At 62.0% G+C, this 18,015-nt stretch carries 16 protein-coding genes and 1 tRNA gene; 7 read left to right on the top strand and 10 right to left on the bottom strand.

The genetic code is table 11. The features are described from left to right. Positions 1-137: 137 nt before the first annotated feature. Positions 138-222: transfer RNA gene (locus tag I554_RS0104115), tRNA-Leu, on the bottom strand. A gap of 110 nt (positions 223-332) precedes the next feature. Next, complete coding sequence (locus I554_RS0104110; RefSeq protein WP_192817766.1) at positions 333-596, bottom strand: FliM/FliN family flagellar motor switch protein; 264 nt, start codon at positions 594-596, stop codon at positions 333-335. A gap of 38 nt (positions 597-634) precedes the next feature. On the opposite strand from I554_RS0104110, the gene lipB reads away from it, so the two are divergent. Together lipB and I554_RS0104100 are read left to right on the top strand one after the other, a co-directional pair. Continuing rightward, positions 635-1,342, top strand: coding sequence for a lipoyl(octanoyl) transferase LipB (gene lipB / locus I554_RS0104105; RefSeq protein WP_024575078.1), 708 nt, complete (start codon positions 635-637; stop codon positions 1,340-1,342). 248 nt (positions 1,343-1,590) lie between these two features. Beyond that, positions 1,591-3,120: a GNAT family N-acetyltransferase gene (locus I554_RS0104100; protein ID WP_244432707.1), complete on the top strand. Its 1,530-nt coding sequence runs from the start codon at positions 1,591-1,593 to the stop codon at positions 3,118-3,120. A 71-nt stretch (positions 3,121-3,191) separates the two neighbouring features. Here I554_RS0104100 and I554_RS0104095 read toward each other — a convergent pair whose 3' ends face one another. Then, the gene (locus tag I554_RS0104095) at positions 3,192-3,620 is read right to left on the bottom strand and encodes a 4-oxalocrotonate tautomerase family protein (protein ID WP_024575076.1); all 429 of its coding nucleotides are present in this window, start codon (positions 3,618-3,620) and stop codon (positions 3,192-3,194) included. Between the two features lie 114 nt (positions 3,621-3,734). On the opposite strand from I554_RS0104095, the gene I554_RS0104090 reads away from it, so the two are divergent. Further along, positions 3,735-4,589, top strand: coding sequence for a LysR family transcriptional regulator (locus I554_RS0104090; protein WP_024575075.1), 855 nt, complete (start codon positions 3,735-3,737; stop codon positions 4,587-4,589). Positions 4,590-4,602: 13 nt separating this feature from the next. Here the strand turns inward: I554_RS0104090 and I554_RS0104085 are convergent, their stop codons facing one another. From I554_RS0104085 to I554_RS0104075, 3 genes are read right to left on the bottom strand one after another with little or no spacing between them, the layout of a single operon-like run. Further along, on the bottom strand, positions 4,603-4,902 hold the full coding sequence (locus I554_RS0104085) for an acylphosphatase (RefSeq protein ID WP_024575074.1): 300 nt from the start codon (positions 4,900-4,902) through the stop codon (positions 4,603-4,605). A gap of 18 nt (positions 4,903-4,920) precedes the next feature. After that, on the bottom strand, positions 4,921-5,787 hold the full coding sequence (locus I554_RS0104080; RefSeq protein WP_024575073.1) for an isocitrate lyase/PEP mutase family protein: 867 nt from the start codon (positions 5,785-5,787) through the stop codon (positions 4,921-4,923). A 7-nt stretch (positions 5,788-5,794) separates the two neighbouring features. Next, entirely contained in the window at positions 5,795-7,810 is a 2,016-nt protein-coding gene (locus I554_RS0104075) for an acetyl/propionyl/methylcrotonyl-CoA carboxylase subunit alpha (protein ID WP_024575072.1), read from the bottom strand. A 162-nt stretch (positions 7,811-7,972) separates the two neighbouring features. Between I554_RS0104075 and I554_RS0104070 the strand changes: the two genes are divergently transcribed. Next, positions 7,973-9,835 carry an alkaline phosphatase family protein gene (locus tag I554_RS0104070; RefSeq protein WP_024575071.1) on the top strand — a complete coding sequence of 621 codons (1,863 nt, stop codon included), beginning with the start codon at positions 7,973-7,975 and terminating at the stop codon, positions 9,833-9,835. 33 nt (positions 9,836-9,868) lie between these two features. Here I554_RS0104070 and I554_RS0104065 read toward each other — a convergent pair whose 3' ends face one another. Then, positions 9,869-10,465 (bottom strand): hypothetical protein, encoded by a 597-nt coding sequence (locus I554_RS0104065; protein ID WP_024575070.1) that lies wholly within the window; start codon positions 10,463-10,465, stop codon positions 9,869-9,871. Positions 10,466-10,848: 383 nt separating this feature from the next. Here I554_RS0104065 and I554_RS0104060 point away from each other — a divergent pair, with 383 nt between their 5' ends. Next, the gene (locus I554_RS0104060; protein WP_024575069.1) at positions 10,849-11,508 is read left to right on the top strand and encodes a peroxiredoxin; all 660 of its coding nucleotides are present in this window, start codon (positions 10,849-10,851) and stop codon (positions 11,506-11,508) included. Between the two features lie 57 nt (positions 11,509-11,565). On the opposite strand, the gene I554_RS0104055 is transcribed toward I554_RS0104060, so the two are convergent. Next, positions 11,566-11,967, bottom strand: a complete 402-nt coding sequence (locus I554_RS0104055; protein ID WP_024575068.1) for a DUF2177 family protein — start codon at positions 11,965-11,967, stop codon at positions 11,566-11,568. Between the two features lie 90 nt (positions 11,968-12,057). After that, entirely contained in the window at positions 12,058-13,794 is a 1,737-nt protein-coding gene (locus tag I554_RS0104050) for a methyl-accepting chemotaxis protein (RefSeq protein WP_024575067.1), read from the bottom strand. Between the two features lie 125 nt (positions 13,795-13,919). Between I554_RS0104050 and I554_RS0104045 the strand changes: the two genes are divergently transcribed. Beyond that, positions 13,920-15,374, top strand: a complete 1,455-nt coding sequence (locus I554_RS0104045; protein ID WP_024575066.1) for a deoxyribodipyrimidine photo-lyase — start codon at positions 13,920-13,922, stop codon at positions 15,372-15,374. Here I554_RS0104045 and I554_RS0104040 read toward each other — a convergent pair. Next, positions 15,371-16,282, bottom strand: a complete 912-nt coding sequence (locus I554_RS0104040) for a DMT family transporter (protein WP_024575065.1) — start codon at positions 16,280-16,282, stop codon at positions 15,371-15,373. The genes I554_RS0104045 and I554_RS0104040 overlap by 4 nt on opposite strands. 113 nt (positions 16,283-16,395) lie before the next feature. Between I554_RS0104040 and I554_RS0104035 the strand changes: the two genes are divergently transcribed. Further along, positions 16,396-17,523 (top strand): S-(hydroxymethyl)glutathione dehydrogenase/class III alcohol dehydrogenase, encoded by a 1,128-nt coding sequence (locus I554_RS0104035; protein ID WP_024575064.1) that lies wholly within the window; start codon positions 16,396-16,398, stop codon positions 17,521-17,523. The last annotated feature ends 492 nt before the right edge of the window (positions 17,524-18,015 follow it).

Genomic DNA, 18,015 nt, shown 5'->3' with positions numbered 1-18,015 from the left:
ACACGCGATCCACAACCGCCGGTCGCAGACGCCACGAAAAAGCTGTCCAGGACCGAGACGGAAACGTCCATCCCCACACCTGCGCGCCATGCCCGGCACGTCGGAGAGAAGCTAAATAAATTCAATGCTTTGTGAGGTGGTGCGCTCGGAGGGACTCGAACCCCCACCCTGTTACGGACTGCCACCTCAAGGCAGCGCGTCTACCAATTCCGCCACGAGCGCTAAAAGATCGGCCCCGGATTCGCACCCGGCGCGGATCAACGGCGCCCGTGTAACAAATCAGGATTGGGGGGACAAGGCCTAGGCCGATGGTTCGGCAAGGCTTTTCCCGACTATCTGTGATCCGGCGTCCGGGGCAACATTTGCTTGACTTCGACCGCGATGCGGTTGCGGTTGACGACCACGACACCGCTGGCAATGGGCAGGTTGTTGGCGAGCACCTTGACCTCGTCCTGCTCGGTCGCATCGAGCTCGATGATCGCGCCGCGGCTGAGCCGCATCACCTGATGGACAGGCATCGAGGTGGTCCCCAGAACCACCATCAGATCGACCGAGACGTTATCGAGAGTTGCCACTTTGATTTGACACCCACACATGAATGATGGACGCAGATCAGCACGATTATGGTTACTCAATGGTTAATATGCTCCAGGAGCGCCGCGAAGACCTTGCTTTGACGTCGTTTTTTCCCCGCTCCGGCCCGCCCGCCGAGTGGCGGGTGGCGGATTCGCCAGTGGCCTACCAGGACGCTGTCGAGACCATGGAAAAGCGCGCTGCGGACATCGCCGCCGGGAATGCGCCCGAGCTGATCTGGCTGCTGGAACACCCCCCGCTTTACACCTCGGGCACCAGCGCAAAGGCCGTCGATCTGCTCGATGCGCGCTTCCCCGTGTTTGCGACCGGGCGCGGCGGACAGTTCACCTACCACGGCCCCGGCCAGCGGGTGGTCTATCTGATGCTCGACCTCAAACGCCGCCGGCCCGACGTTCGCGCCTATGTCGCCAGTCTCGAGCAATTCACGATTCGCACCCTCGCCGCCTTCAATGTGCGCGGCGAACGGCGCGAGGACCGGGTCGGCGTCTGGGTGGCGCGGCCCGAGAAAGGCCCCTCGCATGAGGACAAGATCGCCGCGATCGGCGTGCGCCTGAAGCGCTGGGTCTCACTGCATGGCATCTCGATCAACGTCGAGCCGGACCTCACGCACTTCTCGGGCATCGTCCCCTGCGGGGTCGAAGACCCGCGCTACGGCGTCACCAGCCTTGTCGACCTGGGCCTGCCGGTGGCGATGACAGACGTGGACGTGGCCCTGAGGCAGGCCTTCAAGGACGTCTTTGGCGCCTGAGGCCACCGGGAACAGCCTTGCCAATAGCCGCCCTTCCATGGCGTAATCGGGCCAATCTCGGTTTTTGAGCAAGGACATACAGCCAGAACAGCCTTCGCCTGCAGACACTTCTCATTCGTGCGCCAGCGCTCTCCGGAGCAAAGGTCAACGCCATGCATGTGGATGTGATCAGAACCAGGGACACGTTGCTCCGCGTTCGGAGCAATTGGGAGGCTGTGTATCAAGCGGACCCCGAAGCGCAGTTCTACATGTCCTGGACATGGATTGCGGGGTGGTTTGAAAAGCTCGGCTGTCAGTGGATCGTTCTGGCTGCAAAAGAGAACGCCAACTCCTCGGACTATGTCGGCTTCTTCCCGCTGCAATTGCGGACCGAACAGGGCCGAGACGGCAAATTCCACAACGAACTGCGCACCGGCGGCGGATACTTCGCCGGCTATACCGGCTTCATTTGCGATCCCAAATTCGCGCAACAAACAATTCTCGCCTTCGCCAGCCACGCCAAGCGGCTGAACTGGGCGCGACTTCACCTTGAAAACATCTTCGCCTCGCCGGAGCGCCTCAAGCTCTTCCTGGACGAGTTTCCATCATCCGATTTCATCACCGACAAGATCCAGCGCCCCGACGACGGCGACGGCATCGATCACGACATCTATGTCTATGTGAACCTGCCCGGTACCTGGGATGCCTTCCTTTACGAGAGGCTCGATGCGAAGGCGCGGCGGAATGCGCGCGCCGCCTTGCGGCAGGCTGAAGACGGCGAATACAGGATCACCACCCCCACGCCGGAGACGATTGAAGACGATATCGAGGCGCTTCTGAAATTTTGGGAACTGCAATGGGCTGCCAAGCTCGCCGCGCGGTACCATCCGCGGCTGCCCTACGGCATGATGAATAATTTCCGCAACATGCTGCGGTGCTGCTTCGCGGACAATGCGCTGTACCTGCCGATTCTCTGGCAGGGAGAAAACCGGATCGGCATTCAGGCCAGCCTGATCGACTGGAAGAACCGTTCGCTGATCAGCCTGCTGAATGGACGCGACCTTAACGTCAAACGCCCGCCTCCCGGCTTCGTGCTTCACCTGCAATGCGTCCGCTGGGGCATCGAGAAAGGTTTCGCGGTCTACGATCTTCAGACCGGTGACTTTCCCTACAAGTATGATTTCGGCGGCATCGATCGGCGGGTCGAATGTCTGCGCGTGAGCACGCGTGACCAGCGTAACCCTCGCGGAGCGCTTGAGCCCCTGACCTTGCCGGTGGTGTTCGATCGTGCACTACGCATGAAAAAGGAGGGCAGCCTTGAGGAAGCCGCCCAAGCCTGCCGCCAGATTCTGGATGCCGATCCCAATCATTCCGACGCGGCTCAATTGCTGAAGAATCTCGACGCCGAGCGGCGGCGCGCGGTACCGGCCAATCTCAACGCGGCCAAAGGCTTTCATCAACGCGGGCAGATCGCGGAAGCGGAGAAAATGTACCGGGCCATCCTGCAAGCTGAACCGAAGCACGTCGACGCGACATATCTCCTCGGCGTCGCGCTACTCCAGCAACACAGGTTTGAAGCTGCGGAGCAACAGCTCAGGCTCGCGATCGGCCTTCAGCCGCTCATCGCAATGCTCCATTACAATCGCGGCCTCGCCCTCCAGCAACTCGGGCGGCATCAGGAAGCCCTCACAAGCTTCAACTCCGCCATTGCGCTGAAGCCGGACTACGATCTGGCCCTTGCCCAACGGAACAGCATTCTAAAGACGACCCCGCACATCAGCCTCGATCAAAGCCTCTGAGGCGGAGACAGGCCTTCGAGGATAATCCTGCAATCCTCGACGGCGCCTGCTCATAAGCCTGCGAACCAATCTCAAGCCGCGGCGCTGCGTGGCGCGGCCGCCAGCTTGCCGGCGATATAGCGGCGCTCCTGCGTCAGGCCGCCAAACCCGTAAGCATCCGCGCGCGCATCATGGACGTAAATGTAGCTCTCATTGTGCAGCGGTCCCAGCAGGTCATCCATCCGCTTGAACGTCTCGGCTATGAAATCAGCCTTTTCGTCCTTGCTGTTGGTCCCGTCCGAGATGTGAATATCGACCCAGACGCTGGCCAGCTTCTGCTCCGCCAGCGATCGTCCGCCTGCGAACCAGTCGGCGGGATCGACGGACTGCACGATTACGGCGGTGACCTTGGGATCCTTGTGCAGAATGTCAGCCGACAACTTGGTGACAGCGGCCGCGATATCGGCCTTCAGCGAGGGAGCATTCCGTTGTGAGGTGTACTGGACTGTGATGAGGGGCATGGACTTTCTCCTGAATTGACTGCGCCGCAGCGCATGAAGAGAAGGTAGACCAGTCCTCATCATATTGGCATCTTATGATTTGATATACCAATCATAACGATATGTGATGATGAAATGAATACCCTCGACATTCCCACCGTTCAGGCCTTTCTGCTGGTAGCGGAACTTCAAAGCTTCACCCGCGCCGCCGAGGCCCTCGGCACGACGCAGGCGGCCGTCAGCATGAAACTCCAGCGCCTTGAAGCCACGCTCGGAAAGCGGCTGGTCGAGCGCTCTCCCCGCGCCGTCAGGTTGACCGCCGACGGCGCGGCCTTTCAGGAAAACGCGCGCGTGCTGATGGCTGCCCATGATCGCGCGGTCGCGGGATCTGTTCCGGTGAGCCAGCAATTGACTCTCGGGATCAGCGATCATGCCGCCGGTCCCGAACTCGTGCCCATTCTTGAAAAACTGAACGCCGCATCGTCGTCGCTAACGCTGGCGGTCACCATCGATTTTTCACGAACGTTGCTGGATGCGTTCGACGGCGGCGACCTCGATGCGGTTGTCGTGCGTCAGGAAGGCAGCCGGCGCGGCGGGGAAACACTTTGCATCGATGACTTTGGCTGGTTCGCCTCGCCCGGATTCCGCTGGGCCAGAGGCGAAACGCTGCGCGTCGCGGCATTGGCAGCGCCGTGCGGCGTTCGCGCCAGCGCGACGCGGGCGCTCGACAAGGCAAAGGTGAAATGGACCGAGGCTTTCATCGGCGGCGGTGTGAGCGCCGTCGTTGCCGCAGCGGCGGCGGGCCTTGCTGTCGCGCCGCTGGCGAAACGGATCGCACCCGCGGGAATGATCGATGTCGGACCGGCATTCGGATTACCTCGGCTGAGCGCATCGCAGGTGATGCTCTATTCCCGAGTCAGCGACGCATCGAAACGGGCCGCGCTGCGTATTCTGGCCGCGACCTTCCGCAAGGAAGCTGCGGCAAGGTAACTTTCACTGCGGCCTAGATCGTCGGCAGCACGGAGAAGCGTTCGCCGGACGTGCGCAGTTTCAACATGTCATCGCCGGCCGGTTCATTGTCGATGGCCGTCACGCGCGCCATGCCGGGACCGTGCCGGCATTTTTCGATCAATGCCGCCACACCGGATTCGGAACCGGACAGCACCGCTTCCACCGTGCCGTCCTTGCGGTTGCGCGCCCATCCGGCGAGCCCCCGAGCCACTGCCTCGCCCTCGATCCAGGCGCGGTATCCGACGCCCTGCACCTTCCCTCGCACGATGATGTGGCGAATGACGTCGCTCATCGAACCGGCCTCGCGGATTTATTTCTTAAGTCCGAGGAATTCGTCGTTGCGTATCTTCACGTCCGCACCGCGCATCACGCGGTTGGTCAGCTCCGCCGACGGCAATCCCTTCAAGTCCTTCGGTGCAACACCGTCGCGCAACGCCTTTTGCGTTTCGTAAACAGCCTGCGTTGCGGCCGCAATCGGCTGATGTCCCTGATTGGCGACTTTTACGCGCTGACTGGCAAGAAACGCCATGTCGGCAAGTTCGCCATCGGCGCTGCCCATGATGATCGGCAGTTTCGTCGCAGCGGCGATGGCCTGCAATTCGGCGCGGGTTTTCAGGCCGGTGAAGAACAGCGCATCGACGCCGGTCGCTTCATAGGCCCTCGCGCGCGCGACCGTATCGTCGATATTGGTGATCGACGCTGCGCCGGTGCGGCCGACGATGACGAGCGACAGATCGGAGCGCCCGTCGAGCGCAGCCTTCATCTTCCCGACACCTTCCTCGATCGAGATCACCTGCGGCTTGGCCTCTCCGTAGGCCTGCGGCAGCAGCGTGTCCTCGATGGTGAGACCCGCAGCGCCGGCATCTTCAAGCTCCTGAACGGTGCGACGGACATTGAGCGCGTTGCCGTAACCATGATCGGCGTCGACCAGCACGGGGATTTTTCCGGCGCGGCAAATGCGGCGCACCTGCTCGGCAAGCTCGGACAACGTGATCAGCAGCAGGTCCGGATCGCCCAGAATGGTCAGCGACGCGGCAGATCCGCCGAGCAGCCCAAGCTCGAACCCGACATCCTCGGCGATGCGCACCGAGATCGGATCGTAGACCGAACCGGGGCGAACCACGTCACGGCCCGACAGGATGGCACGGAATGCTTCGCGCTTCTCCTGCGGGACCATTTCACCCTCAAGCAAATTCGAGGATCAGCGCATCGACAGCCAGTGTCGCGCCCGGTGTGGCGGCGATTTTCTTCACAACGCCGTCGCGCTCGGCGCGCAGGACGTTCTGCATCTTCATCGCCTCGATGACCGCAAGGGTCTCGCCGGCCTTCACGTCCTGACCTTCGGTCACGGCGATCGAGATCACGAGACCCGGCATCGGGCACAGCACCTTCTTGCCGGTATCGGCGGCTGACGTCACCGGCATCAGGCGCGCGGCGGCCGCTTCGGTTTCGGTGAAGACCTGCACAGGCAGTTCATAACCCTGATAGGCCAGCCGGAAGCCATTCGGCATCGGCCTCACCTGCACAGCGACGGGGTGTCCCGCGATGGTGCCCTGCCAGACCGGATCGCCCGGCTTCCAGTTCGAGAGCAGCGTGGCCGGCTGTCCGAGCGCGCCGTCGGCGCCGACGAGACGCACCGCGATGCCCTCACCGTCCCGCGCGACTTCGAGCTGCACTTCGTTCCGGTCGAGCCACACCGCGCGGCGACGCTCACGCGACACGGCGCGGCCGTTCAACTGGCCGGAAATCTGGCGCTTGCGCTCGCCCAGAATATGATCGACGGCGGCAGCTACCGCCGCGATCCGGTTTGCGGTTTCGCCTTCCGGTGTGCGCGGGCCAAAGCCTTTCGGAAATTCTTCATTGATGAAGCCCGTCGAAAGATTGCCCTCGCGCCAGCGCGGATGATTCATCAGCGCCGACAGGAACGGGATGTTGTGACGAATGCCGTCGACATAGAACGCATCAAGCGCCTGCGACTGCGCTTCGATGGCGGCGGCGCGCGATGACGCATGGGTCACCAGCTTGGCGATCATCGGATCGTAATAGATCGAGATCTCGCCGCCTTCCTGCACGCCGGTGTCGTTGCGCACGGTGATATCGTCCACCTTGCTCTCCGCGGGCGGGCGATACTTCACCAGGCGGCCGATCGACGGCAGGAAATTCCGGAACGGATCCTCGGCGTAGACGCGCGACTCGACGGCCCACCCCGTCAGCGTGACGTCCTTCTGCGTCAGCGCGAGTTTCTCGCCGGCCGCGACGCGGATCATCTGCTCAACAAGGTCGACACCGGTGATGAGTTCGGTCACCGGATGCTCGACCTGAAGACGGGTGTTCATTTCGAGGAAGTAGAAGCTCTTGTCCTGGCCCGCCACGAACTCCACCGTGCCGGCGGAATCGTAGTTCACGGCCTTGGCCAGCGCGACGGCCTGCTCGCCCATCTTGCGGCGCGTGGCTTCGTCGAGCAGCGGCGACGGCGCCTCTTCGATGACCTTCTGGTTGCGGCGCTGGATCGAGCATTCGCGCTCGCCGAGATAGATCACGTTGCCATGCTTGTCGCCGAGCACCTGAATTTCAATGTGGCGCGGATCGACGATGAACTTTTCGACGAAAACGCGGTCGTCGCCGAACGATGCTTTCGCTTCGGCCTTGGCCAGGTTGAAGCCTTCCTCGACTTCAGACTTCGAGTGCGCGATGCGCATGCCCTTGCCGCCGCCCCCGGCTGATGCCTTGATCATCACCGGATAGCCGATCTCGTCGGCAATCTTGGCTGCATGCGCGCTGTCTTCGATCACGCCGAGATAACCCGGCACGGTGGAAACCTTGGCCTTGGCCGCGGCCTTCTTGGATTCGATCTTGTCGCCCATTGCGGCGATCGCCCCTGGATTGGGGCCGATGAAAACGATCCCTGCCGCCGCAAGGGCGCGCGGGAAGGCCTCACGTTCGGACAGGAAGCCGTAGCCCGGATGCACCGCCTCGGCGCCGGTCTGGCGGCAGGCCTCGACGATCTTCTCCATCACGAGATAGCTCTCGGCGGCCTGCGGCGGCCCGATGAAGACGGCCTCATCCGCCATCTCGACATGGAGCGCATCGCGGTCGGCCTCGGAATAGACGGCGACCGTCTTGATGCCCATACGGCGCGCGGTTTTGATGACCCGGCAGGCGATTTCGCCGCGATTGGCGATCAGTATCTTCTTGAACATGAGGTGATTTGGACCTTAAGGGCGGAATTCGGCCGGAATAGCTTTCAACCGCAATTTTGCATGCTTGGCTGGTTGTAACAATTCTGTCGCGGGGCCTAACTACACCAAGCTACCGCTCCGCACACCTGCATTGACCGCATATCCAGCCAAAGCGAGTCTCCCATGCGCCGCACCATTTCTTTCATTTCCTTCGGTTTTTTGGCGTTGTCATCGGCTATGGCTTTCGCTCAAAACAGCCAGCCCCGCAACCTGATTTTGTTCGTGCCAGATGGGCTCCGCGCGCTTAAGGTCACCCCCGAACTGGCGCCTGCGATGGCCGCCGTGCGCGACAAGGGCGTGAATTTCAAGAACCCCCACTCCCTGTTCCCGACCTTCACCATGGCCAATGCGTCCGGGATGTCGACCGGGCACTATCTCGGCGACACCGGCACCTTCAGCAACTCGATCTATACCGGCCATCCCGTGCAGTCGGTTCCGAGCCAATTGGGCACGGTGGTACCGTTCATCGAGCATGACCAGATTTTGGGTGAGATCGATAAGGACTTCAACGGCGACTACCTCAACGAGGAAACCCTACTGAAAGCCGCGCGAGACGCGGGGTTCAGCACCGCCGCCATCGGCAAGGTTGGCCCGACATTCCTGTTCGATCATACCGAACGGACCGGAACCAAGACGATCACGATCGATGATCAGACCGGCGCGGTCGAAAAAGACGGCAAGCCGATCGGCATTCCGCTGTCCGATGAAATGAAGGCCGCCTTGACCGCCGCAAACCTTCCCCTCGCGACACCTGGCCGCGGCGATAACGGGAAAGCCGGTGACGCCAAGACGCCCGGAACGGTCGTCGCCAACATCAAGCAGCAGGAATATCTCGCCGACGTCGCCAGCAAGGTCGTGCTGCCGATGTTCAAGGCGCGCAACAAGCCTTTCGTGCTGGTGTTTTGGTCGCGCGATCCGGACGGCACCCAGCACAATCAGGGCGACAGCCTCAACAGCGTGACGCCCGGCATCAACGGCGCCTCCTCGCTCGCGGCGATCAGGAACGCCGACAACAATCTCGCGCTACTGCGCAAGGCGCTGGACGATCTCGGGCTCTCCGCCAGCACCAACATCATCGTTTCAGCGGATCACGGCTTCTCGACGATCTCGAAGGAGAGCAAGACCAGTCCGACGGTGAAGAACACCTATCCTGATACACCGACGGGCTTTCTGCCACTCGGTTTCCTCGCACTCGATCTTGCAAAAACGCTGAACCTGCCGCTGTTCGATCCCAACGACAGCAACAAGCAGATTGGCGCCAACGCCTATCCCAAGGCCGGCAACGGTCTGCTGGGCAAAGACCCGCTGAAGCCGGACCTCGTGGTCGCAACCAACGGCGGCTCCGATCTGATCTATCTGCCGAAGGGCGACAAGAAGCTTGCAGGCCGCACCGTGCAGGCGCTGCTGGAGCAGGACTATGTCAGCGGCATTTTCGTCGAAGACAAACTCGGGAAATTTCCCGGCACGCTGCCGCTGTCGACTCTCAGCCTAAGGGGCAAGGCGGTGACGCCGCACCCGGCAATCGTCGTGAACTTCCGTTCCTACTCCACGGATTGCGATGAACCGACGCTGTGTTCTGTCGAGATCGCCGACACCGTGCTCCGGCAGGGTCAAGGCATGCACGGCAGTTTCAGCCGGGGCGACACCATGAATTTCATGGCGGCGATTGGTCCTGATTTCAAAACCGGTTTTGTCAGTGAACTGCCCGTGAGCAATGCCGACGTCGGCATCACCGCCGCGCACCTTCTCGGCCTGAAGCGCAAGCCAAAGGGCATACTGATGGGCCGTGTGATAACGGAAGCGATGCCGAATGGCCTGACGCCGAAATCGTTCGCCACCACCATCTCCGGCAAGCCGGCGGCCAACGGCCTGAGAACCGTGCTGAAATTCCAGCGCGTCCAGCAGCAGCACTACTTCGATGTGGCGGGATTTCCGGGAAAAACGGTTGGCCTTCCGGAGATGGCCAAGACGGCAGGCGTGAAGTAACGCCTGCTCGTCCTGTTTCGCGAACCGCTCGCCTTACATTCCAAGGTCGAGGAAGTTCGGAAGCGTATGTGCAAGCGGCATGGTCGCCGCGCCGATCAGGCTCGCGACCAGCACCGCAAGTGCGCGATTGTTGCGGCGGGTGCCACGCATCTGGCCGGCGATCCACTCGAGTACTTCGGTATTGACGCCAACCGCCGTGGTGGGCGCCCAGCTCTCGATCGAAGTTTCGGGAGAAAGCGCAACGGAGCGAGGCGGCACCGGCAGGCCGGAAGCGGCTGCCGCGTGATGAACGATTGCCTTGGTGAAAAGATCGTCGAACCGGCCGCCGTCGCTGCGCTCGGTCGCGGCCTTGTTGATCTCGAAAAGGGTTTCAGCCTCGGCGCGGCTGATGGGCTCGTTGGTGTTCGCCGCGGCGTTGAGAATGCGCGCGCACCAGGCTGCATCGTCCGCATCCAGCGCCCGCGAGAAATGCACGCGGCCTGTGGTCGTTGGCCCCTCACCGGTGATGACCCCATCGCGGACGAAAGCGAGCGCGTAAGCGGACACATCGCGGTCGGCAACGGAGCTGGTTTCGATTTTCCGGATCAGTTCGGAAAGCGGAGCGTTGGAGATGATCGAGGCGGACGTCATGTTACTATTCTCTTTTTGTGTCCCGCAGCATTTTCATGCGGATGTAAACGAAGCGTTAATGAAGCGATTCGGAGCGCGCTTCTTTCCTTTATGGTTGCGGATTGGTCGCACTGACCGTCCGCATGGTTCATCCAATGCCAGCCGGAACCGGCGGCGTTGCGGCGCATCAAAGTCAAATTCGGGGCATAGCGAAAAAGTGAGCGCGCACCGGACAATTATGAATTTTCATTAATCCAGCTTGCGGCAGAACGGATTTTCCGAAGAGCCGTCCTTCGAGAGAAAGACGTTGCCCTTTTCGCGACCCGGTTTCGTTTTGGAGCATATGCCGATATATCACCGCAGCGAGATTTTCCTCGCAACTCCAAGTACGTGAGGCCAAAACCATGACAATCCAGATTGGCGCGGTGGCGCCCGATTTCGAGGCTGATACCACCGAGGGACGCATCAAATTTCACGACTGGATCGGCGATAGCTGGGCCCTGCTGTTCTCGCACCCCAAGGACTTTACCCCCGTCTGCACCACCGAACTCGGAACGCTGGCGCGGCTGAAACCGGAATTCGACAAGCGCGGCGTCAAACTGATGGGCATCAGCGTCGATCCGGTCGACCGGCACGAGAAGTGGGGCGAGGACATCAAGGAGACGCAGGGATACGCGCCGAACTATCCCATGATCGGCGACACCGAACTCAAGGTCGCGAAGCTCTACAACATGCTGCCGGCCGATACGACCGGCGGCGCGGATGGCCGCACGGCAGCCGACAACGCGACGGTGCGGACGGTGTTCATCATCGGACCCGACAAGAAAGTGAAGCTGGTGCTGGTCTATCCGATGACCACCGGGCGCAACTTCGACGAGATCCTGCGCGTGATCGACTCGCTGCAACTGACGGCCAAGCATCGCGTTGCCACCCCCGCCGACTGGAAACAGGGCGAGGATGTCATCATCGCGGGCTCGGTCAGCGACGAAGAAGCCAAGACGATCTATCCGGGCGGCTGGAAATCGCCGAAGCCCTATATCCGGATCGTTCCGCAGCCGAGGTAACCCGGCGGACACCGAGAAGAAAAAGGGACGCGTTGCGTCCCTTTTTTATTGCCGCCGTCAAATCCGCGGGGTCAGCCAGTTCGCGACGAACAGCCCCAGCGTGGAGGACACCGCCGTCACGAAGGAGCCCCATGCGATATCAACGATCACCACCGGCCAGGTCCAGTGTTTCAGCAGCGACAGCGATGTCAGTTCAAACGTCGCGTAGCAGAAGAAACCGAACAGTGCGCCGTAGGAAAGCGTCGACTGCCACGTCGCGTCAGGACCTGCACTGACAAAGATCAGGATGCCCGCCGCATAGAGCAGATAGAACAGGATCGCCGGCGCTATGCGGATTGTGCCCAGCATCTCGCCGACCTGCGAGGTGAAAAAACCTTTTGCGACAAGTCCGAGAAACAGAAAATCGATCGGGACAATGACCAGCAGCGTCGCCAGATAAAGAATGACATTTCGCTTCAAATGAACCTCCCGAGCTATCCAGACCCGCAGTAGGTACGCATCACTGCCGTTCCGGTTGCACTCAGGCAAGGGTTCCAGCGCAGAAAACCGTCACGCCGCCCTGACGCCATCAAGGAAGCGCCCGACCTCGGCCTGAAGGTGCAGGCTTTCGCCGCTCAGCACCTGCGCCGACTTGAATATCTCGTCTGAGGTTTCGCCGGTCCGGTTCGCACCGCTGGCAACGTCGCCGACATTGGCGGCGACTTCGGTAGTAACGCTCGCGGCAGCCTGAACGCTTTTGGCGATTTCCTCCGTCGCCGCCCCCTGCTGCTCGACCGCCGCAGCAATCGATGTCGCGATGTCGTTGATCTGTTCGATGGTCTGTCCGATGGCCTTGATCGCGGCGACCGATTCACGGGTAGCGGACTGCATGTTGACGATGTGGCTGCTGATCTCGTCGGTCGCCTTCGCGGTCTGGCCGGCCAGGTTTTTGACCTCCTGCGCCACCACGGCGAAACCGCGTCCGGCCTCGCCTGCCCGCGCAGCCTCGATGGTCGCGTTGAGCGCCAGAAGGTTGGTCTGCTCCGCAATTGATGTGATCAGCTTTACGACATCGCCGATGCGATCGCCCGCCTTCGACAGATCGGCCATCCGCGCATCGGTGGCGACCGCCTGTTGAACGGCGCTGGCGGCAATGCCGTTTGACTCCTGAACCCGGCGGCTGATTTCGGCAATGGAGCTTGTCAGTTCCTCCGATGCAGCGGCTGCGTTGCGCACATGCTCGGATGCCTGTGTCGAGGCATTAGCGGAGGCCTTTGACAGATGCGCCGTGCTGCGCGCGGTCTCCATGAGATTGCGTGCAGCACTCTCGAATTCACCGGACGAATGCAGCACCTTGTCGATGATGCCGCCAACGTTGGACTGGAATTCATCCACAAAGCTTTGCAGTTCCGCCTTGCGTCGCTGGGCCGACTCCGCCTCGGCGGTCTTCCGCTCCGCCTCAAGCCGGCGTCGCTCGAGCGAGTTGTTCTTAAACACGCCAATGGTCCGGGCGATGGAGCCGATTTCGTCATAACGATCGACATGATTGATCGTCACATCGGGCTTGCCCTCTGCCAGCGACGTGAGCGTATCGGTGACGGAGCGCAGTGGCTTTGTCACGCTGCGCACGATCAGCATCGTCAGACCGAGAACCAGCAACGCTCCCACGATTGCGGCGGCGGTCATCATCTGCATGGCGTGAAGAAGCATCGCATCGAGCGGCGCCGTCGGAATTCCGACGTAGAGAATTCCGATGATTTTCCCTGCCGGGTCGAACACCGGCTGATAGGCGGTCATGAAACTCTTGCCGAACAGCACAGCGGGTCCCTTATAGGCCTGCCCGCTCCGGATAACCGGCTGCGCGGGATGATCCGGCGCCAACTGGGTCCCGACGGCTCGGTCGCCGTTTTCCTTCTTGACGTTGGTGGTCCGGCGAACGAACTGCCGGATCGCTTCGTCATAGACAAAGAGAGTTGCGTTGCCGCCCACATAGGACGTCGCCCGGTCCACGGTCTGGTGATCCTTGAACTCAGGCATCGCCGGGATTTCGGCGCGGCTGACAATGCCGTCCTTGATGGTGATCCTGGCGTCGCCATAGGTCTCGGCGAATGCCAGAGCCAGCGTTCGAAGACTGGTTTCGATGTCGGATTTGCCCCTTGCCTCGAACTCCGTGCTCAGCGACCAGTAGGCTGCGCCCACCACCATCGAGGTGGTTGCCGCGATCAGCATCGCCGCGCAGATCGTGGCCTTTGTCCCGAGTTTGAACTTCAGGAAACCGAAGGAATTCTTCCCCAAGCCGAGTGCCATCGTGTCGTCCTCAGAAAATGTATTCCGATGAAAAATCGATTGATTTTGACAGTTTATATTTACCGTCCCCTTAACAGTTCGCCAGGCGGCCGCATCCGGCTGCGGCAGTCACGATCGCCAGCGCAATGACGGGTTCCCCGGCCTCCCCCCTGATCGTCTGGTTCCGTGACGACCTGCGGCTTTCCGACCATCCGGCGCTGCACGCGGCCGCAGAGACCGGCGCGCCGCTCCTTTGCCTCTATGTCCTGGACGAGGACGGCAAACACCCGCACGAACGGCCGATCGGCAGTGCGTCGCGATGGTGGCTCGCCCAGTCGCTGCGGAGCCTGCACGGAAGCCTAGACGCGCATGGCCAGTCACTGATCCTGCGCCGGGGCCCTGCCACGGAGGTCATTGCAGGCCTTGCACAGGAGGCCCGTGCCGCCGCGGTCCACTGGATCGAGAGCGATGTCCCAGGACAGGCCGCAGCCGAGCGGGCTGTCACCGCGGCCCTCGACCGTATTGGCGTGGCATCGCACGGCTTTCCGGGCGACCTGCTGGTGAGGCCCTCAAACCTGCGCAACAAGGAGGGCCGTGGCCTGCGCGTATTCACACCATTCTGGAAACGCGTCCTGAGCCTCGGCGACCCGCCGCAGCCCCTGCCCGCGCCAAAGACACTGAAAGCCGGCCCGAAGGTTGCCACCGACGACCTCGCCTCCTGGAACCTGGAACCGACGCGTCCCGATTGGGCGTCGGGATTGCGCGAGACATGGACGCCGGGCGAAGTCACCGCGCAGGAACGACTGCAGGACTTCCTCGACAACGACATCGCAAACTACGCATCCCTGCGCGACCGCCCCGATCGCGACGGCACCTCAAAGCTGTCGCCACATCTCCGCTTCGGCGAAATCAGTCCGCGACAAGTCTGGCACGCCGCCAATTTCGCCGCCGCGAGAAAACCCGCGGTGTCCAGCGGTGTCGGGAAATTCCTGAGCGAACTCGGCTGGCGCGAGTTCTCGCGCCATCTGCTGTTCGATCTTCCGCAACTGGCCGAGAAAAATCTCCAGCCCTCGTTCGACGCCTTCCCATGGCGCAACGATCGCAAGGCGTTGCGCGCCTGGCAGCGCGGTCTCACCGGCTATCCCATCGTCGATGCCGGCATGCGCGAACTCTGGCACACCGGCATCATGCACAATCGCGTGCGGATGGTTGTCGCATCGTTCCTTGTGAAGCATCTGCTGATCGACTGGCGCGAGGGGGAGAAGTGGTTCTGGGACACGCTGGTTGATGCCGATCCCGGTAGCAATCCGGCGAGTTGGCAGTGGGTTGCCGGCTCGGGCGCCGATGCCGCGCCCTACTTCCGCGTTTTCAATCCGATACTGCAAGGCGAGAAGTTCGACCCCGACGGCTGTTACGTCTCGAAGTGGGTGCCGGAGCTGGCGCGCCTTCCGGCCAAACTGATCCATCAGCCGTGGGAAGCCACGCCGATGGAATTGGCCGCAGCCGGCGTGACGCTGGGAAAAACCTATCCGGAGCCGATCGTCGACCACAGGGCTGCACGCGCGCGGGCGCTCGCGGCTTACGCAAAAACGCGCGACTAGCTGCCCGGCGAGACGTCCGTCTTCATCGGGCGATTGACCAGCAGCACAGCCGCGGCGCAGATCACCATGCCGGCGATCGAGATCACATCAAGCCGCTCGTCAAACAGCACGTACGCCATGATCGCGGTGACGCCAGGCACCAGATAGAAGAGACTCGCCACACGTGTCGCGGCCGAATGCCGGATCAGCCAGTAGAGCAACCCGATCGACCCGATCGAAAGCGCGATGACAAGCCAGGCGAGGCCGAGCACAAACTCGCGATTCCAGACGATCACACGCGTCTCAAACAACCATGCACCGAGCGCAAACAGCAGCCCCGCCGCGACGAACTGAATGAAATTCCCGGTCCGCCAGTCGATATGGGTGCAGTAGCGCTTCTGATAAAGCGTGCCGAGCGTGATGCTGATGAGTGCAACGCACGTGCCCAACCAGCCCCAGCCCGCCTCTCCCGAGAGTGAACGCCCATGCAGGACGATCAGCGTCCCGGCGAGGCCCATCAAGAGCCCGAGCCACTGCAGCGGCGTGACTCGCTCACCGAGCCAGCGATTTGCGAGTGTGGATGTCAGGATCGGCTGCAGTCCCGGAATGAGCGCAGACAGCCCCGCAGGCACGGAGTGGAAGATCGCGACCGCAGTCCCGCCGAGATAGAAGCCATGGACAAGAAGCCCGGCAATCGCACTGTGAATGACGCCCGCGCGATCGGGCCATTTCGGGCGCCAGATCGTTGCGGTCACGCCCATCAGCAGCGCCACGAGCGCCATCCGCACTGTGAGATAGGTCAGCGGCTCCGCGCCGGCCAGCACGTATTTTGTGCCGATAAATCCAGTGCTCCACAGCAGGACGAAGATCGCCGGCGCGGCGCGCGAGGCAATCGATTCGAATGTGTGCTGGGGCGGCGATTGGCTCATTTGCGCAACTGCTTGCCCGATCCTATGGTGTCGGGCAATCATCAAATGTGCCGGGTCATGCGTTCAAAAAACGCAGACCGACACAGCCGCAAGCTACAAGAAGGGTTCAGTTCATGGATGTTCGCGCCGCCGTCGCCACCGCTGCCGGTAAACCGCTCGAGATCACAACCGTTCAGCTTGAAGGCCCCCGCGAGGGCGAGGTCATGGTCGAGGTCAAGGCGACGGGCGTATGTCACACTGATGAATTCACGCTGTCAGGTGCCGATCCGGAAGGCCTCTTCCCCGCTATTCTCGGCCATGAGGGCGCAGGTGTTGTTGTCGACGTCGGCCGCGGCGTCACCAGCGTCAAGAAAGGCGACCACGTCATTCCGCTGTACACGCCGGAATGCCGCCAATGTCCGTCCTGTCTTTCGCGGAAGACCAATCTCTGCACCGCGATCCGCGCCACGCAGGGACAAGGCCTGATGCCGGACGGCACATCCCGCTTCTCGCTGGGCGGCAAGCCGATCCATCACTACATGGGCACCTCGACGTTCGCGAACTACACCGTGCTGCCGGAAATCGCCGTGGCGAAGATCCGCGAGGACGCGCCGTTCGACAAGGTCTGTTACATCGGCTGCGGCGTCACCACCGGTATCGGTGCGGTGATCAATACCGCGAAGGTTGAGCAAGGCGCGAAGGCCATCGTGTTCGGCCTCGGCGGCATCGGACTGAATGTGCTGCAAGGCCTGCGGCTCGCCGGTGCCGACATGATCATTGGCGTCGACATCAACAACGACCGGAAGGCCTGGGGCGAACGCTTCGGCATGACTCATTTCGTCAACCCGACGGAAGTCGGCAAGGACCTTGTCCCCTATCTCGTCAACATGACGAAGACGAAGGAAGACCAGATCGGCGGCGCGGACTACACCTTCGACTGCACCGGCAATGTCACGGTGATGCGTCAGGCGCTGGAGGCGTGCCATCGCGGCTGGGGCCAGTCGATCGTCATCGGTGTTGCGCCCTCGGGAGCGGAAATCGCAACGCGTCCGTTCCAGCTCGTAACGGGCCGGGTCTGGAAAGGCACCGCCTTCGGCGGCGCGCGCGGGCGCACCGACGTGCCGAAGATCGTCGACTGGTACATGCAGGGAAAAATCCAGATCGACCCGATGATCACGCACGTGATGCCGCTGAACGACATCAACAAGGCATTCGACCTGATGAAGCGCGGAGAGTCGATCAGAGGCGTGGTGACGTTCTAACGGAGGCACTGCGGGTGTCTCGTCCTCGCACGCCGCGATTTTCCGCTTTGCGTTCGTCATTCCGGGATGCGCCGCTTGGCGCAGGCCCGGAATCCATCCTGCGGGAATCCGGTGAGTGAACCTGGATTCCGGGTTCGCGCGAACGCGCGCCCCGGAATGACGGCGGAAAGCATTGCTGGCGTGCGGCTCGAAACATTTCGTGATGGGGATACGTATCCCCGTGCTCTGAAGCGCGCTTAAGTTCGCCATGTCCTGTTTGTGAGGGGCGCTTCTCGAGGGCGCTTTGAAGCGGAGCAGGATGCGGCGCCTGCGCGCGTGTCTCGCACACACGCGTCCGGGAGGCTGGGGTCACCGTCCGGGCCAACTACGTGGCTCTGCCGTTCGCGGCTGGACGCGGAGCGGACGAAGGCGGCGAAAGCCGTCCGGATCAGGGGTCGAGTACCTCCCCCGTCCGCACCCGGAAGTACGGTCCCCTCGCCCAAAATCGCCGCA

Origin of the sequence: Afipia sp. OHSU_II-C1 (genome assembly GCF_000497575.1) — a bacterium.
Taxonomy (GTDB): Bacteria; Pseudomonadota; Alphaproteobacteria; order Rhizobiales; family Xanthobacteraceae; genus Afipia.
Note: the sequence above shows the minus strand (reverse complement) of the source record. Positions and strands in the feature narration are given on the sequence as shown.